Origin of the sequence: Microcystis sp. 0824 (assembly GCF_003112475.1) — a bacterium.
Taxonomy (GTDB): domain Bacteria; phylum Cyanobacteriota; class Cyanobacteriia; order Cyanobacteriales; family Microcystaceae; genus Microcystis; species Microcystis aeruginosa_C.
The window spans coordinates 57863-81900 of the sequence record NZ_BDSM01000021.1 but is presented as its reverse complement, the minus strand read 5'-3'; the positions used below and the strand labels follow the sequence as shown (position 1 = coordinate 81900).

Here is a 24038-nt window from a genome sequence, read left to right as displayed (position 1 = left end):
TCCCGATTCCTTGACCAATACTTCTGAACCATTGATGAGAAAACTGAAACAATTCGTAATAGTTCTAGCTGTAGCCTTTTTCTGCTTTAGCTGTAGTAATGTGCCATCCCTGAGCAGTAGTCCTTGGCAAATCCTCACCCTCGACACTGACTCCACTTTTGCCGATATCGCCTTTACCGACGACCCGCAGCACGGTTGGTTAGTGGGGACCAAATCTACCCTCTTTGAAACCAGCGATGGGGGGGACAGTTGGCAGCAAAAAGTCCTCAACCTTGGCGACGAAAAAGTTAGCTTTAGCGCCGTCAGTTTCCACAACCAAGAGGGTTGGATTGTCGGTAAACCCTCGATTCTTCTCCATAGCGAAGACGGGGGCAGCAGCTGGTCCCGTATCCCCTTAAGTGAAAAATTACCCGGTTCCCCCTACGGAATTATCGCTCTGAACGACAAAACCGCCGAAATGGTCACGGATTTAGGTGCTATCTACCGCACCAAAGACGGAGGCAAAACTTGGCAAGCTTTAGTGGAAGGTGCTGTGGGTGTGGCCCGGACAATTGTTCGTTCCCATGATGGTAAATATGTGGCCGTTTCCGCACGCGGTAACTTTTATTCCACTTGGGAACCGGGGTCAACAGAATGGCAACCCCACAATCGTCTTTCCTCCCGCCGTTTACAAAAAGTCGGTTATGGTGAAAAAGGGGAACTGTGGGCCCTGGCCCGGGGTGGTCAACTACAATTTACTAGCCCCAATGATCTCGATACATGGGAAGATAAGGTATTCCCCGAGTTTTCCACCAGTTGGGGACTTTTGGACCTCAACTACCGCACCCCCGAAGAAATTTGGGTCGCTGGTGGTAGCGGCAATCTCTTGGTCAGTGATGACGGCGGCCAGTCTTGGCAAAAAGATCGCGCGGTGGAAAGTGTCCCCTCCAATCTCTATCGAATTGTTTTTATCAATTCCGACAAGGGTTTTGTCTTGGGACAAAATGGGGTCTTACTGAAATATAATCCCCCTAGCGAACCGGCCTAAAACTTGTCTCAGGGTCAAGAAAGTCTCTATTATAGAGATTGAATTTTTCAAGTCCTATCATTCCGAGGAGAACCGTCCATGTCAGGTAGTACCGGCGAACGTCCTTTTGGCGATATCGTTACCAGTATTCGTTACTGGATTATCCATAGCATCACCATCCCCATGCTGTTTATCGCAGGTTGGTTATTCGTGAGTACCGGTTTGGCTTACGATGTTTTTGGCACTCCCCGTCCCGATGAGTATTACACTCAAGAGCGTCAAGAATTACCGATCATTAATGATCGCTTTGAGGCCAAAAATCAAATCGAGCAGTTTAATCAGTAGTTTACTTTAATTAAGGATAAAAACAATGGCTAGTGGTAATCCCAATCAACCCATTTCTTACCCCATTTTCACCGTTCGCTGGTTGGCAGTTCATACCTTAGCGGTCCCCACTGTCTTCTTTATCGGTGCAATTGCGGCAATGCAGTTTATTCAACGCTAGGAGAACAATTATGGAAAGAACACCTAATCCGAATCGGCAAGCCGTCGAGTTAAATCGTACTTCTCTTTATCTAGGTTTACTCCTAGTTGCTGTCTTGGGAATTTTATTTTCCAGCTATTTCTTTAACTAATTAGTCCCGATTTATTGTCATCGCAATTAGGAGGTGTTATTCATGTTCGCAGAAGGTCGTATTCCTTTGTGGTTAGTCGCCACCATCGCCGGTCTAGGCGTTATCGCCGTGGTTGGTCTTTTCTTCTACGGAGCTTACGCCGGTTTAGGTTCCTCTATGTAATTCCATTCCGGGTAATTTCCCCAGGCAAAAAGCCGTTAGTTATTTCTATAACTAGCGGTTTTTTCACTATTCGGTTAAAGGTAAAGCTCGATCGAACTTTATACTAATACTAAATCCCTTGAGTAACGCACAGAAAAAGGGGAGAATAAATAATCAGTTTTTAATAACCGGATTTAGGATAAATCCGTTTTTAATAGTGTGATTAACAAAAAAAAGGAGTCAAAGACTTGACTCCTTTAGTTATAGGGATGATTTAGCTAAAACTAAACTTCTTGTTTACGAGTGCTAAGATCACCCAATTTTTGGAATAAACCGAATTCCACTTGTTCTTCCAGATCCGGATCGACCCCGGCGAATACGTCGCGGTAGATGGTACGAGAACCGTGCCAGATGTGACCGAAGAAGAATAGTAAAGCAAAGACAGCATGACCGAAAGTAAACCAACCTCTTGGAGAAGTGCGGAATACCCCGTCAGACTTCAGCGTTTCGGTGTCAAACTCGAAAGCTTCACCGAGTTGCGCTCTACGCGCAAATTTCTTCACATCAGCAGGATCGCTGAAGACCTGACCATCGAGAGAGCCACCGTAGAAAGAAACGGTAACACCACTTTGTTCGATACTCAGTTTCGATTCCGCACGACGGAAAGGAATATCAGCGCGAACGATACCTTCCGAGTCAGTCAGGACAACGGGGAAGGTTTCAAAGAAGTTAGGCATCCGACGCACGCTAAGGACGCGACCTTCGCCATCTTTGAAAACAGGGTGTCCTAACCAAGATTTAGCGATACCGTCACCGCTATCCATGGCACCAGTACGGAATAAACCACCTTTAGCGGGGCTATTACCGACATAATCATAGAAAGCCAGTTTTTCGGGGATTGCTTGGTAAGCTTCGGCGATGGTGGCCCCATTGGCGATGCTAGCCTCCACACGACGCTCAATTTCTTCTTGGAAATAGCCCTTATCCCATTGGTAACGGGTCGGGCCAAAGAGTTCGATCGGGGTGGTAGCATTACCGTACCACATGGTTCCAGCCACGACGAAAGCGGCAAAGAAAACTGCGGCGATACTGCTAGAAAGAACCGTTTCGATATTACCCATTCTCAAGGCTTTATAGAGTCTTTCGGGGGGACGAACGGTTAAATGGAATAAACCGGCGATAATCCCGACGATACCCGCAGCAATGTGGTGAGCTACCACACCCCCGGGGTTAAAGGGGTTAAAACCAGCCGGTCCCCATTCGGGAGCTACGGGCTGCACATGACCAGTTAAACCGTAGGCATCGGAAACCCACATCCCGGGACCCCAAAGGCCTGTTTGATGGAAAGCACCGAAACCAAAGCAAAGTAAACCGGATAAGAACAGGTGAATACCGAACATTTTCGGCAAATCGAGGGCAGATTCGCCCGTGCGGGGATCGACGAATAATTCTAAATCCCAGAAAACCCAGTGCCAAACGGCCGCTAGGAATAGCAGACCGGATAAGACGATATGAGCGGCGGCAACGCCTTCAAAAGACCAGAAACCGGGGTCAACACCAGTTTCGCCGGTGACGCTCCAGCCACCCCAAGAACCGGTGACACCTAAACGGGCCATGAAGGGCAGCACGAACATTCCTTGCCGCCACATCGGGTTTAATACGGGGTCACTGGGGTCGAAAATAGCAAGCTCATAGAGGGCCATGGAGCCAGCCCAACCCGCTACCAGTGCGGTGTGCATCAGGTGAACGGAAATTAAACGGCCCGGGTCGTTGAGAACGACTGTGTGTACTCGATACCAAGGTAGTCCCATTGACTACGCTCCTCCTATTGACAATTTAGTGTCCACTTAGACGCTTTTTATATTCAGGGTCAAAATATAAGCCCAACAATCTCGACGGTTAAGTGCAAGAGTTAGCCGACCTACATTATCCCTTGAAAAGTGTATCTATTCTAAAGAAGTGTAACTATTGTTAGAACAGATTTCAAGTCTTTGCGATCGATCTTCGGCCAGAATAGTCCAGATCGGGGGGCGCCAGAGTGGGGAGTGGAAATTATGAATTATAAATTATGAATTATAAATTGGGGAGTGGGGAGAAAAAAGCTGCCTCCTGCCCCCTGCCTCCTGCCCCCTGCCCCCTGATCACTTCCTCAGTAGTTCTTCGGCATTTTGCAGGATTTCGAGGACTTGTTCGGCACTAATCAAGCGTTTTAGCACCACTTGCCCGATGGTGGGGACAGTATCGGCAATTTCGGCACTCTTGGGGGCAACTTCCACCATAATCACGGCTTCTTCCACCTTATAAAGCCATAAAACCTGTTCTCCCTCTAAAATACCGATATTTAATCGCTCTATCTGTGGTGGTCGTCGCCAACTACTCGCGTGATCCCACAAACCGCCAAATTCCCACACCCGTCCTATTGTCCAACCTGCCGTTAAGAAAAAATATTTCACTTTGTTACTCAATCTAGAATCAATCTCTAGCTTTCTGGCTTAATTAGTTTTCAGCCGTCAAATTTTATCAGCTTTTTAGCCCTCAGCCATCAGCCAGAAAAGACAATAGGCAATAGGCAAAAGTCAGCTTTGTTCTCCCTGCTCCCCGCTCGTCAATTCATAATTCATAATTTATAATTCATAATTCCCACTCCTGTCTCCTATGACGGCTAATAGCTAGTCAACGTCCCGTTAATTTCACCACCCCAATGCCACCAAAGTATAGACCCAAAACCGCGCCTGCTAACAGGGATTGAGTGAGAGGATCTGTAGAAGGGGTTAAAATCGCGCCTAAAATCACCGCCCCCAAAACTACGAAACGCCAACCCGATAACATCGTTTGCGAGGAAATAATGCCTAAAAAGCTCAAAATCAATTGAATAACGGGAATTTGAAAGGCGATGCCAGTACTAAAAAGTAAAAGTAAGACAAATTCAAAATAGCGCTCGATCGACCAAGCTTGTTCGACCACTTCCGCCCCATAACTGACAAAAAAGTTTAAAGCGGCGGGAATCAGGGCAATATAGGCAAAAAATAAACCGGCAAAAAATAAAACACTCGATCCTAACACTACCGGGACAATTAAACGCCGTTCGCGACGGGTTAACCCCGGCAGCACAAAGAGGATAATTTGCAGGAGAATGACCGGACTAGCCACCAGTATGCCGCTATATCCAGCTACTTTTAGGGAGACGAAAAAAAATTCTCCCGGGGCCAACTGCAAAAATTTTACCCCTTGGGCGGGAACTTCCAGCACTTGTACTAGGGGTTTAACGAAGATAAAACATCCCACCGCACCCACAGCCACGGCAATTAAACTATAGAAAATCCGGCGCCGCAACTCCTCCAAGTGGTCAAATAAGGACATTTCCACTTCTCCGGGCAATTCGTCGAGAAATTCGGTACTGTCTGGGGGCGGGGTTTTTACTTCTGTCGATGACATGGCTTTCGCTCGATCGTTCTCTACTCAAGCCTTTATCCTAGCATTGTTGACCCTTAGCCTTGAATCAGTTATCAGAAGTCAGGAGTCGGGAGATTATTTTTAGGACTTACGCACTGTACAAATTGACCATGGTGTGCGGGAATGAAAATCGGTCGTTTCAGATTATAGAGGAGAGGCAAAAGGCAAGAGGCAAAAGGCAAAGGGGGAAATAAATAATCAGTTTTTAATAACCAGATTTAGTATTAGATACAGCAACGCTCATTGATGACTCCGTCTCAGCTGCCAAAATAAGATTAGCTGATTGACCTTAGTTTGACTCTCGGATAGACTAAGATTAGCTCTCTAACTTTAGTCTTATGCTCGAGATCGCAAAAGAAGACATCCTCTCCCGCCTTCAATTTGATAATCCTTGGTGGGAGACAGACCGTAGGGGAAAAGTAATCTATGAAGATATGCCACGGCGCAAGTACTTTGAGGCTTTTTCTCAAAACATCTTGGACACGAGTGTGCGTCGAGCAACAGTCTTGATGGGACCCAGGCGTGTTGGTAAAACTGTCATGGTCTATCACACTATTCGTCTGCTCCTAGATTCTGGCATTAGTGCGGTAAATATTTTATATGTCTCTCTTGAAACTCCAATTTATACAGGGCTTCCATTAGAGCGGATACTTAAGTATTTTCAGGAACTATTCAATCACGATCGCAATTCGAGACTATTTGTCTTTTTTGACGAAATTCAATACTTGCGTCAGTGGGAAATTCATCTAAAATCCCTGGTTGATTCATTTCCAATCTGTCGATTTGTCGCTACTGGCTCTGCTGCTGCTGCTCTAAGGCTTAAAAGCACTGATTCTGGTGCTGGTCGATTCAGCGACTATATCCTGCCACCGCTAACCTTTGCTGAATATTTAATGTTTATAGAAAAAGAAAATGAATTAATAGAGACAAATGTCCATGACTCTGAAGATTCTAGTTATCCATCTAAGATCTATGAGTTTGTGTCTAAAGATATTGATCAGTTGAATGAGACTTTTATTAATTATTTGAACTTCGGTGGCTATCCAGAAGCTGTCTTTTCTGAAACAATTCGACAGGATCCTGGACAATATATTAAAAGCGATATCATTGACAAAGTTTTACTTCGAGATTTGCCAAGCCTTTATGGGATTAGTGATATTCAAGAACTGAATAGACTTTTCACAACCCTGGCGTATAATTCAGGCAACGAAGTAAGTATCGAGGGGTTATCCCAATCCTCTGGTGTATCTAAAAACACTATCAAACGTTACCTTGAGTATCTTGAGGCTGCATTCCTAATCCGCCGAGTAGAGAGAATTGATCAAAACGCTAAAAAGTTTAAGAGAGCAGTTTGCTTTAAAGTCTATTTAACTAATCCTTCAATGCGCGCTGCGCTATTTGGTCAGCTTGAAACAGACTCTAAGGCAATGGGAGCCATGACTGAAACCGCTATTTTTAGTCAATGGCAGCACAGTAAAATGATTGAGCTTTATTACGCACGATGGAAAACTGGAGAAATTGATATTGTACATTTAGAGGCTGCCCATCAATCACCTTCTTGGATAGTTGAGGTTAAGTGGAGCGATCGCCCTCATAGTACACCTTCCGAACTGGACAACTGCATAGAATTTTTAAAAAAGAATCCAGGTATATCTCAACCGATCTTGGTGACAAGTAAAACTATTAGAGATGCCAATTTTTTATACAAAGATATACGATTTCGCTTTGAAACCGCAAGTTTATATGCCTATGCTCTCGGTGCAAATATATTGCGAAATATTGACAACAAGGTTAAGGGATCTCGTGCCAGGTCACTACCTCTTGAATAAGAGTTGCTTGATATAGCCGTGATAGGTATGCCTAACAGTCTAGTTATGCCCGTCTTTGCTTGTGAGGTTAATGTAGGTTAGCAGTTCATTAAGCTTGTTTTTCAGATTTGGGGATGTCATAAGCGGGTTGTAAACTTCTCCTGCTTAGGGTTGCCAAACATAACTAGGACTAAAGGATCGTAATACTGGCAATATTCTTAGTTCTCGTTCGCTTGGCTTTGCTAAAACCAATCCATAGGATAGATAAGTTAAATAATTCTTCGAGAAGCTCACTGTAAGATCGCTAAAGAAATTTTTTAAATTAATCAATTTCAATCATATTACTTATTTGCTCTTGGGTGGCAGAGCCGTCAAGTAACTGTTCAAAGAATTGATTTAGCGACACGTCAATATTAGCTTTTCTGGATCGAATTGGATTTGGCACTAATTTCTCGCATAGTTGTTTAGATTGAGCATACGCAGGAGAACCTTGCTCAACAAAGTGAGGATCAATTTCACGAAAAGTAAGTGAATAAATTAGTGCGATTAAAGCATCCCTTATGTAGGATATTTCATGAGGAATGTTGGCATTTAGAGTTAGACAATAATTAGTAATAGTTAGAAAATGTTTATTATAAGTTGGAATTAGTGAATGATCATTCATATCTACATACCATAAAAGTAACCTAGCATAACCCCATATATAATCGTTCGTTTGATAAAAGTTTTTTTCTATATTGAGTATACTTACTAAACAAATCAAGATATAAATCTTGGCGATTGTTTAAGCCAGATATTTTAGCTATTACTTGAATTTGCTTATCCCAGTTAATTACTTGGTTTCTTGGCTTGGATAGAATATTTAGATCAAAAAGCAAATCTAGATTTATATAGTTAGTAAGGGCATAACTATCACCCAAAAACAATAGTAAATTAGCGTGTTCACTATAGCGGTAAGCGCTTGAGTGAGATACAGACCAAGCTTTGCCTAGCATGGTTTATAGCTCGTGATACTGTACCTCATACGACTGCACACCGCTATATAGATACTTCATCAAATCTGTTGGTTTATATTTCTTCTCAATGTAGTTATAGAAACCTTGCAAATCTTGTGGCGAGTCCCATCGCGGCTGCACAGGCAGCATAACCAGTGGCGCACCCACAAATTCTGCATAGGCTTGGGGCAATTCACTCTTACCCGTACCGCTAATCCCCGCCAAAATCACCAAGGCAGAAATATCCTGTACCTTCAAAGAAGTATGGAAAGCATTAACGATACGTTCAGGGAAAATCAAACCCTTGTCGCTCAAGTATTTTCTAAAGGCTGCTAAAAATTCGTTCTCACTAGCAAAGTTGCGCGACTGATTTGCCTCTAGTTTAATGGGCATTTCTAGGGCTTGAAAGGCTTGTTTTATACCAGTTTCAATTTCTTCAAGTTCTCCCTTAGCCTTGCGAATTTTCTCTTGAATTTACTTCAATTCTTGAGACTTACGATAGATTTCACCCTCTAACAAACCTTTTTCAGACTCTAACTGTTCGATTTGACGAATTAAGCTGCTTAACGCAGAACGTTTGCCTCGCAATTCCGCTTCTAAAATTTCGATTTCTACCCGCAGCGCGTCAACCTGCTGCGCCCTTTCTTCCATTGTGGCGATTTCTGCCAAAATGCGATCGCGCTCTTGTTCAAGCCGAGGAATTTCTGCCTGTAAATGCTGCTGTTTAGTTTCTAGATTTTGAGCATCTTTACGCAGAGCATCATAGGTGCTACGAAAAAGTTCTAACTCTGCCGCTTGCTGATTGAGTTCGTGTAATCGTTCAGTCAGTCCTCTGACCTCTTCTTGCTTCTGCAAAAACTGCGAAGTCACCTCTTGCAAACCATCCCGTTGCTTTTCCCGTTCCGCAATCTGATCAATGATCGCCTGTAAACGCCCTTTATTTTCATTGATCTGTGTTTTTAATTCACCAATTTTCTGCTGACGTTGTTCCAACTCTTCTAGATTAGGGGGATTCTCCTCAACTAACCTAACCCTTTCTTGTAAATCTTCTTCCTGTTGTTTAAGTTCGCTGACGTTTTGTCGCAATAATTCTCGTTGCCGTTGCAAATATTCTAGCTCTGCCCCAAAAGGTAAAGCTCGTATTTGTCTTTCAATATCTTGCTTTAGCCGATCGCGTTCCTGTTCAAGCTTACCTTGTTTACTAGACTGTGACTGTATCAGCAAAGCAGATGTCGCAAAACCACTTGCCCCTGTTGCGATCGCTGCCACACCAGACTGAAGCCCCGACCCGCCAGATGCAATCACTACGCCGCCAACAACAACGCCCGCAGCGATCAAAGGAATATGAAATAACAATAGATTCACAGATCTTACTGATATTTTTTCTAAAACTAATTGTACCAGTTCTTACTTATATTTGATGAAATATTTAGGCATAACGACCAAGCTCACCGGCGGCAATTCCGCTGCGCTCCATTGCCGTCCGAGTGCAGCGCCTTGTTAGCCCGGTTTTCTACATTCAACACCGAGGCAATTATCCCACCTGCCTTTGTCTTCTACTGTATTAAAAAAAGGATCAGACGAATCACCGAAGAAGGCCCTTCTTATCTCAATGAAGCCGGCATCTTTAAGCTCTGCCGCAATAGACTTGTAGTCCCACATCCAAAGGTGCTGCGAATTTCCAAGCCAAGTGGTAATAATGCTTTTAAGTCCTCTCGCTCGATTTTCATGACCAAGGGACGTTTCTCTCATGAACTCTGATGCTGCTTCAGCCGATGCATTTTTATTGTATTTAATTATTGAATGTTCGAGATCAGGCAACACAAGGCGAAAAATGCCATTTGGGCGCAAAATTTCTTTTGTATTACGTAGAGCAGCACGGAAATCGCCAAGCGAAAGATGTTCAAGAATATGAGAACAATAAACACCTGCGCATGAATCCGGCGAAACTGGCAAACCCTTTACAATGTCTCCATACTCTACATTGCTTGGGAATCGAGATTGATTTTTCGTATACAGACGACCTATGAGAGGCATTCTTTCAAAGCGCAGAGTTGGCGAAGCGTCAAAATTTCGCCATTGACTAGGCGCAGACCATCCGCAGCCATATTGAACATACTTGCTTTCGTTCATCTTCGTGGTTTCCTTATTTTGAGGGCTAACTAAATATTATACGGAAACTTTCTGCATAACACTCTCTGGGATAACGATATGGGTCAACCTTCTGTATATAACTCCATTTAGGCGTGATATACAGAAGTTTTCCCCATATCACCCTCAAAAGCGTGTTAGCCAGATTAGCATATTGCCAAAAACCTTGTTGGCTCTCTTATTCTTTGTGTGATAACTTTAACTTATATAGTAGTGATCGATCTCTGTGTCCTTTGTGTCTCTGTGGTTCGTTCCACCCCCTAGCCAGCAGGAATGTATCTTAGAATACATTTTACCCACCAAATCCAAGAGAGCCAATTCACTACCTAAAATTTGAAGATTTTCCAGTTCCTTATTCAAATCATAGAAATTATTTTCCTCCGAATGCTCGCCATTTTGCCTAATCATACCTCAATTCAGCAACGCCCTAAAAATAAGCGACCCTGTTGCAACTTTTGCCTCTCTATTTTAACCTAAACATTGGGAATCTTCGCTAACATTCCTCAACTGGTCTCCCAAGAGCGGCATCGCACTTTAACCCACAATTTCAATAAATGTGCATGGTGCGTTCCCCAAAAATCGATCGGTGGAGCAGTAGGACTTGCATTAGGGAACGCACCCTACAGCGATAGCGTACTGCTACGCAGTGCCTTCGGCATCGCAATGTTCGTAATTTAAATTGCTTGTTGAGACGAGGCAAGAGGCAAGAGGCAAAAGGCAACAGTAAAGCGATTGGGGGACGTTAGGCTAATCTAAGAATAAGCGGTTTAAATGCGTCTTAGCTTAATTTTGTATTTGAATTAATATATCCGTATATGTAAAACATAGAATTTTCTTCATGGTATGGTATCTTTAATTCTATTAAAATTTGTTTTAATTCATTGTAAACAGATTTATAACCATCGTTTAACAATTTTCCCCTGGTATAATAATATTTGGGATTAATTAAAATCCATTCAATAGCATAAAATGGTAGTATTCCTTCACTGTAATCTCCCAAATAATAAATTGGATCGTTGAAATCCTCTGGATATGGCAAGTCAGATAATAGGTTTTTTATTTGATATGGCGGCAGAAAGTTTAAAAGTTTTATCCTATCAATAAGTTTCATCCACTTTGTATCATTCATTACAGATACAAGTCCATTTTCAGATACTCTCATGAGGACCCTTTCTCGAATTTTACTGAATGTATTCATGGTTTTATACCTAACTACATATTATAGGTCAACTTTCTGTATAATATTCTCCAGACTTAACGATATGGGTCAACCTTCTGTATATCACTCCATTTAGGCGCAATCATCAGAAGTCTTCCGTATGTCACCCCCAAAGGAAACTTTCTGTATAACACTCTCCAGAGTAAAGATATACGGAAACTTTCTGCATAATACTCCATTTAGGCGCAATCGCCAGAAGTTTTCCCCATATCACCCCACACCCCCGAACATTTGTCAAGACTCCCAGCGAAAAATCCTCGTTTGTTTACACAGCTTAATTAAGAGTTGTAACTTTTAATGAACAGGAAGGGAGTGTAGGGCTGAGAGCTTGCTATAGTGAATCCTAGCCGTTTTTTCACGGCTCGTCATTATCATCTCAGAGCCTTTACTCGTCTCAATCATCATCCCAGAGTAAAACCAATAATCCCTATGGTCAGCACGATCCAAAAACCAGAATTCGAGGAAATCCGTCCGGGTATAAAAGTTCCCGCTAAAGAAACGATCCTCACTCCCCGCTTCTACACCACTGATTTTGAAGCGATGGCGGAAATGTCGATCGCCGCTAACGAGGAAGAACTGAAAGCGATTTTAGAGGAATTCCGTACCGATTATAACCGGCATCACTTCGTTCGCAATCAAGAATTCGATCGCTCTTGGGAGCATATTGATGGCGAAACTCGCCGCTTATTCGTGGAATTTCTGGAAAGATCCTGCACGGCTGAATTTTCCGGCTTTCTTCTCTACAAAGAACTCGGCAGACGTTTAAAAAACAGAAATCCCGTCCTCGCAGAATGCTTTAACCTCATGTCCCGGGACGAAGCGCGTCACGCTGGATTCCTTAATAAGGCTTTATCGGATTTCAACCTCTCCCTTGACTTGGGATTTTTAACCAAAAGCCGTAACTACACCTTCTTTAAACCGAAATTTATCTTCTACGCCACCTATCTTTCCGAAAAAATCGGTTATTGGCGCTATATCACCATTTATCGTCATCTCGAACAACATCCCGAAGATCGGGTTTATCCGATTTTTAACTTCTTTGAGAATTGGTGTCAAGACGAAAACCGTCACGGGGACTTCTTCGATGCGATCATGCGTGCGCAGCCTGATATTCTTAATGATTGGCGCGCTCGTCTCTGGTGTCGTTTCTTCCTGCTTTCGGTCTTCGCTACGATGTATCTCAATGATACTCAGCGTTCCGGTTTCTACGCCATTCTCGGTTTGGACGCTCGCGAGTACGATAAGTATGTAATCGAGAAGACCAATGAAACCGCCGGCCGCGTCTTCCCGATTGTTCTCGATGTGGATAGTCCTGAATTTTATGATCGCCTAGAAATTTGTGTTCGCAATAACGAGGGATTACGGGCGATCGATAGCGAAAACAGTGCCGCACCAGTTAAATTCCTGAAGAAATTGCCTATCTTCGCCTCTAACGCTTGGCAATTCCTCAAATTGTACCTGATGAAACCGATTCGGGTCGATAAATTAGCCGGTAGCGTCCGTTAAAAAGTTTGTTTTCTTGAGACATGGTGAGGGTGGGTAAAACCACCCTTTTTTTGTCGATAAAATTCTTAAGAAAATCCTCTAACATTTCTATCCTCGCTAGACTGGATCCTAGGGGTGTTAACTAGCTTTTTACTTTTTACTTTTCACCGTCAAAAATATGGCTATTTATAGTGAATTACCCACAGGACAACGTCTCTATCTCGATAATCAAGGGCCGCAGACGATTGTAACCCTCGCTAGTGGTGCAGTGGGACAACAACAGCAGTCTAGCAGTAGTTTTGCCACGGGAGTTTGGACAAAAGAACCCCAAATAGAGATAATTCCCCAAGGGGCAATTATTGAAATTATCACCGAAACCGGACCCCACAGAATCCAAATTCAAGGAAGCAGTATCGGTTTTTCCTCTCCTCATACCTCTGGAGTTTCTCAGTCCTCTCAATCGACAACCGCTACCAGTTTCTCCTCCTCACCAATGCAACCGATGCAACCAATGCAACCGATGAAAATGGGTAATATGTCGATGAATTTTGCCCCCATGGAAATGGAGATGGGAGATATGAAAATGAGTATGGGAGACACAAAAACCGTCAGTCAAGTGCGATTTTGTAGTCAATGCGGGGCAAAAGTAGCGGCAACCGATCGCTTTTGTAGTAGCTGTGGTCATCAGTTACAGCAATAAAACCTGTTTAGCTAAATCTATAACTCCTTTTGTGGCAAAATTCTGTTTATATTGGCTGAATTGACCCGCTTCTAACCAGATTAACCCATAGTGATCGCAGTTTTCCCACCAAATCGGTTGTTTGTCTATGTCCAACATTCTTAACAGTGGGGACAAGGGAGGGAAACACTCCCTCCCTTCCCTGATGGGTTACACAAAAGCTAGAACCTCTGGAAGTGTGTTACAAGGGATAGTCTGGCAACGAGGTAAAAAGCACTTTCGGAGCTTCTCGATTTTCTGTGATCATCAGTGCTTATCATTCGATGGAAACTTTTTTTTGAGAATCGGTAGAAATCCTAAAACCAATACTGTACCCAAGATACTTAAGGAGGGTTCAGGGACACGCGTCAAGACAAATCCATTCATCGTAAAGATGCGATTTATATTGCTAGTATTGGTAGTTTGTCCAGTGACACCAAACTGATTACCCCCCGTCCAAAAACGCGCAATAACATCATTGATTCCGTCAGCCTGAAATTTCAACACGGCACTTCGACCCTGATTCAATCCGTAAGCTAAATTGTCGTGAACATTGCTGAAGGATGTTGCCCCGTTTGTACTAAGTTGCACATCCACAACACCATCTTGGTTGTTTGTATCAGTCAAAGGTATCGTGAGCAAATAGGAACCAGCCACTAAGCCAGCAAATTTTAAATCCTGTCCGAGATTTATACCATCACGCCCAGCAAAGTCGCGCAATAACAAATTTGTACCACCTCGATCAATCATGCGAAAAGCCGATGGACCGGAAACAGAAGCCAGCGTCACACCAATGCCGGTACCGCTATCCATTGAGCCAGTGTAACCAGTGGAGCCAGATAAATATGTGCGAGTCCCCGGTGCCGAGTTGTTGTTAAAAATAAATCCTGCATATCCAGAAGCGACGCAGCTATCGTTGGGACTGAAGTCAACTGATAGCTGCGATGCTGCTTGTCCGGGGACAGCAGCCGCCATCATCAGGCCTGCACCCGCCGCTAGGGCGATGGGAGCCAGCTTCAACTTGTCAAAGGTGCTATTTTTCAGTTTTGCATCCATAATTGTTTGATCGAGATTGATAAATTCGTTTGCGATCGCAGTTTCCGTCGGTTGGGTGAAGACACAGCAATACCCAACACCAAAGACTAGCGAACAGAAGAGTAAGATACACACTTCCCCCCCCCACATTGTAGTTAAAAATACAATTTAATAAAATCTTTATGTTTTTCTGCTGCCAAGGTTCTACCTGTAAGAAGAAAAGGGAAGGAGTGTCTCCCTCCCCTGAGCGGTTAGACAAGAGCTAGAACCTCTGGAAAGCCTTACAAGGGAGACTCTTACAACGAGGTAAGACTATACAGAAACGAGAAGAGCCAAGTTATCTTTGAAACTGCTATAATTAATAGAATATCAAGAATAGTAAAATTCTATGAATGCACTAAAATACCAAACAATCATCAAAAATGGTCAACTTAGTTTACCTCCCCTCGACTTACCAGAAGGAACAGTTGTCGAAGCGATTTTATTGATTAAAGAAGCTGCTGAAATGGATGAAACGGACTATCTGCTTTCCACAGAAGCTAACCGTTAACATCTCCAAGAGGCAATAGAATCTCTGAAAAATCCTGATAGTTATATTTATGTAGATGCTGCTAACTTATGAGGAAAGTCGCCTTTCTAACCCGAAGTTTTGATGAGTTTAATCAATGGGCGATCGCAGATAAAAAAGTTTACGCTAAAATTGTCAGCCTGATTAAAGATGTTCAAAGAGAGCCTTTTTCTGGATTAGGAAAACCAGAAGCATTAAAACATGAACTATCAGGATTATGGTCACGACGCATTACAAAAGAACATCGCCTAGTTTATAGCGTGTCTGATTATGACACAAAAGCTAGAACCTCTGGAAATGCGTTGCAAGGGAGTTCCTTGCAACGAGATAGAAATGAGAAGAACCCTTTACTGATTAATTTTTCACAAAAGTAAATTTACCATTTTTACCATCGGCATCCATTTTAATTTGTGCCACGGAGAATTTATCCTGAATGATTTCCCCTTCGGGAGTAAAAGCAATATCTCCCAGGACAGTGACATACTTACCCGCTAAAATTTCCTGATTTAATTGTTGGCGAATTTGTTCGAGGGAAAGTGTACTGAGTTTATTTTTATCATCTACCCGTTTTAAGGCCTCGACAAAAACTTGAATTCCCGTAAAAGCTTGAGCGGTAAATTGGGGCGGTGCTTTTTTATTTTCTGCTGTATAAGCGGCGACAAAATCCCGATTAATAGGAAGATCTAATTCCGGGTTATAAGCTTGAGCGATGAGAATGCCATCACATTGAGCTTGACAAACTGGGAAAATATTAGAAGTATTTAAACCATTGCCACCAATAATTAACCCCTGATAGCCTAATTGTCGCAACTGTTTGACCAAATTACCCCCGTCAGCAACCAAACCAGAAATAACCACTAAATCCGGTTTAATATTAATAGCGGCGGTGGCTTGATTTTGAAAATCTGTATCGGTGGTTTGGAATTTCTGTACGGTGACAATATCAAGATTTAAACTCTTTAGGGTTTCTTGAAAAGTTTCCGTTTCCGATTTACTAAAAGCATCATTTTGGGCAAAAAAGACAGCCACTTTTTTAATCTTGGGATCGATTTTTAAAGCGGTTTTAATCGCATTGGGAGCGACCACAGCCACAGGAGCGGACACCCTACCCACATATTCACCGATCTGGGGGATACCTTTAGCAGTGTTAGACGGACCAAGAATGGGAACTTTAGCTCGATCGGCGATCGGACTAGCGGCAAAAGCTTGTTGGGACAGGGACGGACCGAGAATACCCACCACCTTATCTTGGGTGATTAGGGTATTAATGGCGTTGATCGCCCCCTGTTCATCCCCAGCCACATCCTGGATAATAACTTTAATCGGTGTTCCATTGACTCCGCCCTTTTTATTAAAATATGTTTCGGCTATCTTGACACCGATCACCTGTTCCTGTCCCAATAGGGCGACATTGCTGGTTTGAGCCAAAGCTGCACCGATGGGAATAGCACCGGTGGCGGCCTTTTCTGCGGGACTGGGGTTTTGACTGGTGGGAGTGCCGGAATTACAGGCCACCACTAGACCGAAAGTGACTAGGGATAATATTAAGGGGATTAATAAACGTTTTCTGAGCATTTTAACTCTCCTAGGGCTGATATTGTTGATGACAATATTATTTCGCGAATCGGGTTGATTTCAGCAATTATTGACGCGATCAAACCGGATTTTACTCCCTTAGCCCCCTTTCTTTCCTTTAATTTTGTCGATTAACCTCCCCGTCTAACCTCCGTTTCCTAAAAACGATTTGCCTTTTCTGGTTCTGTCGCCTAACCTAGTAGTTAGGGAATTTATATATCGCCCTTCCTGTCCACAAACCCCAGCAAGCGAAAACATCCATTTAAGATTATGACTAACCCCGTTATTCACGCCTTTTTCCTCGGACGAGCGATCGCTGAAGTGATCGGTGAACAGCTAGAAGATGCGTTGACCAACGCTTTAAGCGAATTAGGCAAATTTGATGCCGAACAACGGGAAAACCTGCGGCAATTCGTCGAAGAAGTGCAAAAGAGAGCCGATCGAGCCGTGGAAAAGGGAGTATATACTGGTACAGAGTCCAGTGGTTCCTCCAGTGCCGATGTGCAGGAAAACATCGACGAAATGCGGGCTGAAATCGCCCAATTGCGCTCGGAACTAAAAAACCACCGTAATTAACCAAAAACCCTCTTTTAGTCGCTTTAAAGCCCCAAAAATTGCGTGTCAGCCTTTCTACCCGTCCCCGTTACCCCAGAGTTAAACCCAGCAATGCCGGCCCTCCAAGTCGCCCAAAATAGCTATCGTTGGAATCGAGAAAACTATTCCATCAATCGTCGTCGTCTAGATATTTGGCGATTCGTTCTGACCGTACTTTATCAATTCTGGCTCAACGGTAAAAAATGGAGCTATAACGGCGGCTATAGCGAGGAAAAACTGGCCAGCAGACGCAGAAAACAAGCCGCTTGGATTCGGGAAACCATGCTAGAATTGGGGCCGACTTTTATTAAAGTCGGTCAACTGTTTTCTACCCGTGCCGATCTTTTTCCCCTCGAATATGTGGAAGAACTCTCGAAACTACAGGATCAGGTTCCCGCATTTACCTACGAACAGGCCAGCAAAATCATCGAGGTATCCCTCGGTAAACCCCTCAATCAACTCTTTAAAAGCTTTGATCCTATTCCCCTGGCAGCCGCTAGTTTAGGGCAAGTTCACCGGGCCCAACTGAAGACTGGGGAAGATGTGGTGGTCAAAGTCCAACGGCCCGGATTGAAAAAATTATTTAGTATCGATCTGACCATCCTAAAAAAAATCGCCCAATACTTCCAAAATCATCCCAAATGGGGTAAAGGTCGCGATTGGACGGGTATTTATGAAGAATGCTGTAAAATTCTCTGGGAAGAAACCGATTATCTCAATGAAGGTCGTAACGCTGACACTTTTCGCCGTAATTTTCGCGGGGAAGATTGGGTGAAAGTACCGAAAGTCTATTGGCGCTACACCTCTCCCCAGGTTTTAACCCTAGAATATCTCCCTGGCATCAAAATCAGTCATTATGAGGCCCTAGAAGCGGCTGGACTCGATCGCAAATTGTTGGCTAAACTGGGGGCAAAAGCCTATCTAATTCAACTACTCAACAACGGCTTTTTTCACGCAGATCCTCACCCCGGCAATATCGCCGTTGATAGTGATGGCTCCTTAATTTTCTACGATTTCGGCATGATGGGACAAATTAAAACCAACGTGCGCGAAAAATTAATGCAGACTCTCTTGGGAATTGCCCAAAAAGATGCCGATCGCGTGGTCACTTCTCTGGTCGATTTAGGAGCATTAACTGCTAATGGTGATATGGGAGCAGTGCGGCGATCGATCCAGTATATGCTCGATAACTTCATGGATAAACCCTTTGAGGAGCAATCCGTGGCCTCTATCAGCGATGATCTCTATGAAATCGCCTACGATCAGCCTTTTCGCTTTCCCGCTACCTTTACCTTCGTCATGCGAGCATTTTCTACCCTGGAAGGGGTAGGCAAAGGACTCGATCCTGAATTTAACTTTATGGAAGTGGCCCAACCTTTTGCCCTGCAATTAGTAAATGATATGACGGGAAATAATGGCAGTAATATCCTCGATGAGTTAGGACGACAAGCAGCCCAAGTGAGCAGCACCGCCCTGAGTTTACCCCGACGCATCGATGATACGATCGAAAAATTAGAACGGGGTGATATCCGTGTCCGGGTACGTTCCAGCGAATCCGATCGACTTTTGCGGCGATTGGGTATGATTCAAATGGGAACCAACTACACCTTACTGATCAGTGCTTTGCTTATCTCAGCGACGCTTCTATTTGTCAATGGTTTTGGTTGGTTAACTTTAGTGCCGATGGCAATTTCCCTGCTGCCGGGGATAGCTCTTGTGAGACTCTGGCGAAAAATTGAACGTCAGGATCGCATGATGTAATTGATTGCGGGATAATAAATATTGTGTTAGCAGCAGAAATTTCCATGAACAATTTTTCTTTTGGGGGAATGACCGATCCCGGTGTAGTGCGATCGGTTAATCAGGATAGTTATTATATCGACCCCGAGCGGCGCTTTTTTATCGTTGCTGATGGTATGGGAGGTCATGCGGGGGGCCAGGAAGCTAGTCAAATCGCCACTGAAACTATCCAAGCTCATCTAGAAGAACACTGGAATTCGCCCCTGACTGCCGGGGAATTGCTGCAGGAGGCAATTACTGTCGCTAACGAGAAGATTATTGAAGATCAACTGAAAAATCCCGAAAGACAGGACATGGGGACAACCCTAGTCATGGCTATCGTCCGAGATGATGGCTCTTGGTACACCCATATTGGTGATTCCCGTCTCTATCGTTTTCGTGAGCAAAAATTAGAACAGGTGACGGAAGACCATACTTGGGTAGCTAGGGCGATAAAAATGGGCGACCTGTCCCAAGAAGAAGCAAAAAACCACCCTTGGCGGCACGTTTTATTTCAATGCCTTGGTCGTCGCAATTTACCCCCAGTGACGGTATCTCCCCTCGATGTGCAATCCGGCGATAGTTTGATTCTCTGTAGTGATGGTTTGACGGAAGAAGTGTCCGACGAGGAAATTAGTGATTATTTGCAAACCGGTGCCGATTGTCAGGAAATTGTCGAGAATTTAGTGGCAGCAGCCAAAAAAGCAGGCGGTTCCGATAATATCACCGTGGTCATGGTAACGCAAAATTGAGAGGAAATAGCGATCAGCGATCGCTATTTCCTCTCCTACTCGATCGCTCCCGCTTGTTGTAATAAAGAAACGATCGCCTGATGGTGATTAAACTTAGCTAACATTAAAGCGGTCATTCCCCCTTGATTTTTCTGATTTAAGTTCACTTTTCCCCTGTCTAACAAAACTTTAACCGTGTCGAGACAACCGTGATAACTCGCCCACATTAAAGGGGAAGCGCCGCTAAAATCGAGTTTATTGACATCAGCACCGATATCGATTAACCGGCGCACCAGTTGACTATTATTGCCCTCACAAGCTTTCATGAGGACGGTTTTGCCATCGGGATAAACCGCGTTGGGATTAGCCCCGTAGTCGAGGAGATAACGGCATATTTCCGTAAATTGGCGCTGTAGAGCTAAAGTTAACGGTGTTTCTCCCTGCTGAGTTAGGTTAGGCTCCGCTCCCTGTTTTAACAATTCTAAAACGATCGCTTCGTACCCCTGCACGGTGGCGATGATCAGGGGTGTATCGCCAAAATGGTTGCGGTGATTGACAAAAGCACCGGCTTGTAGTAAGGCCTGGACGATCTCTAAATGTCCTTCGATCGTCCCTAAATGCAGGGCCGTTTCTCCGGCCTGATTTTGATTGTCAACACTGGCCCCCTGAGCGAGTAAAAGTCGGACAATATCGAAATATCCCTCAGCAGCAGCGAGCATGAGGGCAGTTTCTCCCTCCTCCGTGATGATATTCGGATTTGCTCCCGCTTGCAGTAAAGTTTGCACGCTGGCGAGATTTCCCTTCTCTACAGCCAAAATTAGGGGAGTTTCCCCAGATAAAGTGGGAGAATCGAGGGGCATACCACGGGTAATAAACAATTCGAGGATTTCTGGGCAATTGGCGGTGAGAGCCTGTAACCAAGCTTCTTGACGTATTTCTTCGTCTACACCACTATCGAGCAGTAAACCGACAATTGCGGCGTAATTTTGGCTTATCGCTACAGATAAAGCCGTATCTCCATCCCGATCTCGCATATTGACCCGAGCGCCGGCGATTAATAACTGTTCTGCGATCGCTGTATGACCCTTATAAGTGGCAATCATTAGTGCGGGTGTACCATCTTGGTTGACCTGATTGATATTAGCACCAGAGGCGATTAGTTGAGCGAGTATTTCACCGTGATTGAGGGCAGCCGCTAACATGAGGGGGGTTAAACCTTGAGGTTGTTTACTTTTGTTGATATCAGCCCCAAATTCTCGTAAAATTGCTACAATTTCCCTATGACCCCCCTGCACCGCATAGATTAAAGCCGTAGTATTTTGGGCATCAGTGGCGTTGACATTTGCCCCCTGACTCAGTAAAGCTTGAACCCGCGCGAGATTGCCCTGACGCGTCGCTTGCATTAACAAGATATCCCAATTAGAAGCCATTAACAGTGACCGATCGGCAGAAAGTATTTTTTCTATTATCGATCTTTATAGGCAGGTAAACGGACAGAAAAGCTACTACCCCTTTCTAATTCTGAGGTGACGGCAATAGTTCCCCCATGAGCATCGATAATGCGACGGGAGAGATAAAGTCCTAAACCATTGGTGGAACTTTCTGGGGGACCAGAGTGCAGGCGCTCGAAAATCCTGGGTAGTTCTTCTGCTGCAATGCCTATACCAGTATCCTCGACGACAATGGTGACAAAATTATCTTCCTCTGTAGCGGGGATAAGATGAATTTTCACGTCACCCTCTTGGGTAAATTTAATTGCATTGCCGATGAGATTGGTAAAAACGCGCCGCAGTTCTAAGCGATCGCCAATTAGGGAAACTTCTCCAGTATTTTCGGCATTTAAGCTTAATTCTAGTCCTTTTTCTCGGGCAAGGGGAGCTAACTCCTGACACACTTCTTCGAGAATATCGAGAATCTTTAATTTAGTCAAATTCAGTTTTTTTTCACCGTTTTCATGAAAATAAACTTCCAAAAGATTATTAACCATTTCCAAGAGATTCTTATTACTGCGAATAATCACCTGAATGGCTCGAATCATTTCGCCAGTAATTTCACCGTATAAACCTTCTTGAAATAGTTCTAACATCCGATTAGCCGACAGTAAGGGAGTTCGCAAATCGTGGGTTATCCTCGAAATAAAATCTTCTTTTTGTTTAGCTAATTGCTCTTTTTGTTGTTTGGCAGTCGCCGCTTCTTTTTCCGCTTCATAGAGGCGTAGGGCGTTTTGGAGCGCTTGATTTAAGCGCAAGGGAGAAAGACGAAATTTATTCAAGTAATCCCAAGCACCGGCTTTCATCAGATCGACGGCAATTTCTTCGTCTCCGTGACCAGTTAAGACAATTAGGGGGATTTTAACTCCCTGTTGCCGAATTTCCCGCACCAAAGTCAAACCATCTTGATCGGGTAGACGATAATCGATAAATATACAGTCAAAAAGATCACTGAAAATCAGTTCTTTAGCATCTTGATAGTTAGTGGCTTCTGTTATTTGTATTTCCACCTCCGATGCTCTTAAGAATCGGCGCACGGCCATCCGATCCACTTCATCATCATCAATAATTAGAATCCTTAACTGGTTTGACATCGCCAATTTAAATCTGAATTGCATTACCAATTGACATACTCCCACCGTCAAGCTACGCTGTGACGGGGGATTCTTTCCACATCGCTGTTAGAAATTCCTTGTTCAACGAGACAGCTTAGATTTTCAATGTCTCCATTAAAAACCCAGAGGTCGGACTCTCCCAAGGCGTTTGGGTCGGTTTCTGTTTGCCCAACAGTACCGTTGAGATGATTTCCCAAATATTTCAACCCTTTTTTCAGAATATTTATTGCTGCATTATGATCCCTATCTAAGACTGTTTTACAGTTAGGACATTGATGAGTTCTAGTGCTTAATGATTTTTGAACCCTCGTCCCACAAACTGAACAATCTTGAGTCGTGAAATGGGGAGATACAGCAATACAAACAATCCGATAAATCTTGGCAAAATAATTCAACCATTCAGTGAATTGATACCAAGAAGCATCGGAAATCGACTTGGCAAGCTTACGGTTTTTTACTAAGTTTCTTACCTTTAAAGCTTCATAGACGACCAGATCATTAGACTGGACTAACGCCAAAGCATCTTTAATTGCTTTGTCTTTACGTTGTCTTGATACTTTAAGATGAAGTCTAGCCACTTTTATCCGTTGCTTGTGATAGTTGTTAGACTGTTTCTTTCCTTGACGAAATTGTTTTGATAATCTCCTTTGTGCTTTTTTCAGTCGTTTTTCTGACTTTCTTAAATAACGTAGATTTTCTACAGTATTGCCTTGGGCATCGGTATAAAATTCCTTTATTCCTAAGTCAATTCCTGTTATTTGTCCCGTTGGTTTATGGTATTCTTGCCGTTCTACGTCAATCAAAAACTGACAATAATAACCGTCAGCACGTCTAACAACTCTTACCCGTTTAATCTGTTGCTCTGAATAATAAACTAAGGTTTTTTGACTACACCATAAATCAAATTCTCCTGCTTTAAAGCCATCAGTAAATCTGATTTTACGTCGCTCATCAGATAGTTTGTAGCCTGTTAGTTTGTATTCAACGGAACGACTATGCTTTTTGAACCGAGGAAACCCCTTTTTTCCCGGTATCTTAGCATGACAATTCTGGTAAAACTTACTAATTGATTGCCAGGCTCTATCAGCAGCCGATTGACGTGCTTGTGAGTTTAATTTATTAACCCAAGGGGTCTCTTTATTGTTAGCTAGTACCGCACAAAGTTTTTGGAGATCATTGCGGTTTGTCCCTTGATTGTCCATCCAATAACGAACACAAGAGTTACGCACAAACTGAGAAGTTCTAATAGCTTCATCAAGTTTTTGGTATTGTTCTGGTGTCCCGTTTTTGAACTTGGCTTCTACGACTAGCATTGATTAATCTTCGACCCTGGATAAATTAAGTATAACACAGTTTACTCATAGATGGTAGAATTAAATCGATGCTCCGCGGTTGATATTCTGGTCGGATTTCATCCCCCGCAAAGGTGAGTATCTTGTCGAAAAATTTAGCGGGGGTATTCATCCGACATTTTAGGTAAGTGGGTTCAATTAAATTGAAGATAAATTTTGTCTTTGATCCCCCCTGCCCGCCTTGATAA

Annotated in this window: 27 protein-coding genes and 2 pseudogenes; 14 read left to right on the top strand and 15 right to left on the bottom strand. The window is 43.5% G+C overall.

The window, feature by feature from the left end:
* The first annotated feature begins 34 nt into the window (after nt 1-34).
* From N0824_RS08140 to N0824_RS08120, 5 genes are all read left to right on the top strand, one after another.
* On the top strand, nt 35-1027 hold the full coding sequence (locus N0824_RS08140; RefSeq protein ID WP_108936394.1) for a photosynthesis system II assembly factor Ycf48: 993 nt from the start codon (nt 35-37) through the stop codon (nt 1025-1027).
* Nucleotides 1028-1105: 78 nt separating this feature from the next.
* On the top strand, nt 1106-1351 hold the full coding sequence (gene psbE / locus N0824_RS08135; RefSeq protein WP_002749269.1) for a cytochrome b559 subunit alpha: 246 nt from the start codon (nt 1106-1108) through the stop codon (nt 1349-1351).
* 25 nt (nt 1352-1376) lie between these two features.
* Entirely contained in the window at nt 1377-1511 is a 135-nt protein-coding gene (gene psbF, locus N0824_RS08130) for a cytochrome b559 subunit beta (protein WP_002736175.1), read from the top strand.
* 10 nt (nt 1512-1521) lie between these two features.
* Nucleotides 1522-1641 (top strand): photosystem II reaction center protein L, encoded by a 120-nt coding sequence (locus N0824_RS08125; protein ID WP_002735805.1) that lies wholly within the window; start codon nt 1522-1524, stop codon nt 1639-1641.
* Between the two features lie 42 nt (nt 1642-1683).
* On the top strand, nt 1684-1803 hold the full coding sequence (locus N0824_RS08120; protein WP_043995402.1) for a photosystem II reaction center protein J: 120 nt from the start codon (nt 1684-1686) through the stop codon (nt 1801-1803).
* 263 nt (nt 1804-2066) lie between these two features.
* Here the strand turns inward: N0824_RS08120 and psbB are convergent, their stop codons facing one another.
* From psbB to tatC, 3 genes are all read right to left on the bottom strand, one after another.
* Entirely contained in the window at nt 2067-3593 is a 1527-nt protein-coding gene (gene psbB / locus N0824_RS08115; RefSeq protein ID WP_002735904.1) for a photosystem II chlorophyll-binding protein CP47, read from the bottom strand.
* Nucleotides 3594-3923: 330 nt separating this feature from the next.
* Nucleotides 3924-4235 (bottom strand): hypothetical protein, encoded by a 312-nt coding sequence (locus N0824_RS08110; RefSeq protein WP_002749272.1) that lies wholly within the window; start codon nt 4233-4235, stop codon nt 3924-3926.
* A 220-nt stretch (nt 4236-4455) separates the two neighbouring features.
* Complete coding sequence (tatC, locus tag N0824_RS08105) at nt 4456-5217, bottom strand: twin-arginine translocase subunit TatC (protein WP_002737652.1); 762 nt, start codon at nt 5215-5217, stop codon at nt 4456-4458.
* 356 nt (nt 5218-5573) lie between these two features.
* Between tatC and N0824_RS08100 the strand changes: the two genes are divergently transcribed.
* The gene (locus N0824_RS08100; protein WP_108936393.1) at nt 5574-7064 is read left to right on the top strand and encodes an ATP-binding protein; all 1491 of its coding nucleotides are present in this window, start codon (nt 5574-5576) and stop codon (nt 7062-7064) included.
* Between the two features lie 301 nt (nt 7065-7365).
* On the opposite strand, the gene N0824_RS08090 is transcribed toward N0824_RS08100, so the two are convergent.
* The 5 genes from N0824_RS08090 to N0824_RS08075 form a co-directional block, all read right to left on the bottom strand.
* Nucleotides 7366-7707 (bottom strand): hypothetical protein, encoded by a 342-nt coding sequence (locus N0824_RS08090; RefSeq protein ID WP_146184270.1) that lies wholly within the window; start codon nt 7705-7707, stop codon nt 7366-7368.
* Nucleotides 7708-7729: 22 nt separating this feature from the next.
* Complete coding sequence (locus N0824_RS20520; protein WP_146184269.1) at nt 7730-8038, bottom strand: hypothetical protein; 309 nt, start codon at nt 8036-8038, stop codon at nt 7730-7732.
* 3 nt (nt 8039-8041) lie between these two features.
* Nucleotides 8042-8431, bottom strand: coding sequence for a hypothetical protein (locus tag N0824_RS08085; RefSeq protein ID WP_108936391.1), 390 nt, complete (start codon nt 8429-8431; stop codon nt 8042-8044).
* Between the two features lie 81 nt (nt 8432-8512).
* A complete protein-coding gene (locus tag N0824_RS08080) occupies nt 8513-9403 on the bottom strand; it encodes a hypothetical protein (protein ID WP_108936390.1) in 891 nt (296 codons plus the stop codon).
* A gap of 135 nt (nt 9404-9538) precedes the next feature.
* On the bottom strand, nt 9539-10171 hold the full coding sequence (locus N0824_RS08075; RefSeq protein WP_108936389.1) for a methyltransferase domain-containing protein: 633 nt from the start codon (nt 10169-10171) through the stop codon (nt 9539-9541).
* Nucleotides 10172-10506: 335 nt separating this feature from the next.
* On the opposite strand from N0824_RS08075, the pseudogene N0824_RS08070 reads away from it, so the two are divergent.
* Nucleotides 10507-10593 (top strand): annotated as a pseudogene (locus tag N0824_RS08070) (IS1 family transposase); the annotation flags it as partial.
* Nucleotides 10594-10967: 374 nt separating this feature from the next.
* Here the strand turns inward: N0824_RS08070 and N0824_RS08060 are convergent.
* Nucleotides 10968-11387 carry a DUF6678 family protein gene (locus tag N0824_RS08060; RefSeq protein ID WP_146184268.1) on the bottom strand — a complete coding sequence of 140 codons (420 nt, stop codon included), beginning with the start codon at nt 11385-11387 and terminating at the stop codon, nt 10968-10970.
* Nucleotides 11388-11837: 450 nt separating this feature from the next.
* Here N0824_RS08060 and acsF point away from each other — a divergent pair, with 450 nt between their 5' ends.
* Nucleotides 11838-12914 carry a magnesium-protoporphyrin IX monomethyl ester (oxidative) cyclase gene (acsF, locus tag N0824_RS08055; protein WP_002752007.1) on the top strand — a complete coding sequence of 359 codons (1077 nt, stop codon included), beginning with the start codon at nt 11838-11840 and terminating at the stop codon, nt 12912-12914.
* 157 nt (nt 12915-13071) lie between these two features.
* A complete protein-coding gene (locus tag N0824_RS08050; protein ID WP_108936386.1) occupies nt 13072-13593 on the top strand; it encodes a zinc ribbon domain-containing protein in 522 nt (173 codons plus the stop codon).
* Here N0824_RS08050 and N0824_RS20690 read toward each other — a convergent pair.
* Together N0824_RS20690 and N0824_RS20685 are read right to left on the bottom strand one after the other, a co-directional pair.
* The gene (locus N0824_RS20690; RefSeq protein WP_158269544.1) at nt 13582-13731 is read right to left on the bottom strand and encodes a hypothetical protein; all 150 of its coding nucleotides are present in this window, start codon (nt 13729-13731) and stop codon (nt 13582-13584) included. The genes N0824_RS08050 and N0824_RS20690 overlap by 12 nt on opposite strands.
* Nucleotides 13732-13878: 147 nt before the next feature.
* Entirely contained in the window at nt 13879-14781 is a 903-nt protein-coding gene (locus N0824_RS20685) for a hypothetical protein (protein WP_158269543.1), read from the bottom strand.
* Nucleotides 14782-15034: 253 nt separating this feature from the next.
* Here N0824_RS20685 and N0824_RS08035 point away from each other — a divergent pair.
* Nucleotides 15035-15268, top strand: a pseudogene (locus N0824_RS08035) (hypothetical protein).
* Nucleotides 15265-15588 (top strand): Txe/YoeB family addiction module toxin, encoded by a 324-nt coding sequence (locus N0824_RS08030; protein WP_108936384.1) that lies wholly within the window; start codon nt 15265-15267, stop codon nt 15586-15588. Before N0824_RS08035 ends, N0824_RS08030 begins: the two are co-directional and overlap by 4 nt.
* Here N0824_RS08030 and N0824_RS08025 read toward each other — a convergent pair.
* Nucleotides 15569-16789 (bottom strand): ABC transporter substrate-binding protein, encoded by a 1221-nt coding sequence (locus N0824_RS08025; RefSeq protein WP_108936383.1) that lies wholly within the window; start codon nt 16787-16789, stop codon nt 15569-15571. The two genes, N0824_RS08030 and N0824_RS08025, sit on opposite strands and share 20 nt — an antisense overlap.
* 270 nt (nt 16790-17059) lie before the next feature.
* On the opposite strand from N0824_RS08025, the gene N0824_RS08020 reads away from it, so the two are divergent.
* The 3 genes from N0824_RS08020 to N0824_RS08010 all read left to right on the top strand — a co-directional run bounded on the left by N0824_RS08020 (nt 17060) and on the right by N0824_RS08010 (nt 19914).
* Nucleotides 17060-17365, top strand: coding sequence for a DUF6825 family protein (locus N0824_RS08020; protein WP_046662895.1), 306 nt, complete (start codon nt 17060-17062; stop codon nt 17363-17365).
* Nucleotides 17366-17455: 90 nt separating this feature from the next.
* Nucleotides 17456-19144 (top strand): AarF/ABC1/UbiB kinase family protein, encoded by a 1689-nt coding sequence (locus N0824_RS08015; RefSeq protein WP_108936382.1) that lies wholly within the window; start codon nt 17456-17458, stop codon nt 19142-19144.
* 44 nt (nt 19145-19188) lie between these two features.
* Nucleotides 19189-19914: a Stp1/IreP family PP2C-type Ser/Thr phosphatase gene (locus N0824_RS08010; RefSeq protein WP_108936438.1), complete on the top strand. Its 726-nt coding sequence runs from the start codon at nt 19189-19191 to the stop codon at nt 19912-19914.
* A gap of 35 nt (nt 19915-19949) precedes the next feature.
* Here N0824_RS08010 and N0824_RS08005 read toward each other — a convergent pair whose 3' ends face one another.
* Genes N0824_RS08005 through N0824_RS07995 form a run of 3 tightly spaced genes read right to left on the bottom strand, consistent with a single transcriptional unit; the run spans nt 19950 to nt 23811 of the window.
* Entirely contained in the window at nt 19950-21323 is a 1374-nt protein-coding gene (locus N0824_RS08005) for an ankyrin repeat domain-containing protein (RefSeq protein WP_108936381.1), read from the bottom strand.
* 35 nt (nt 21324-21358) lie between these two features.
* A complete protein-coding gene (locus N0824_RS08000) occupies nt 21359-22477 on the bottom strand; it encodes a hybrid sensor histidine kinase/response regulator (protein WP_108936437.1) in 1119 nt (372 codons plus the stop codon).
* Between the two features lie 47 nt (nt 22478-22524).
* Nucleotides 22525-23811, bottom strand: a complete 1287-nt coding sequence (locus N0824_RS07995) for an RNA-guided endonuclease TnpB family protein (protein ID WP_108936380.1) — start codon at nt 23809-23811, stop codon at nt 22525-22527.
* Nucleotides 23812-24038: the final 227 nt, after the last annotated feature.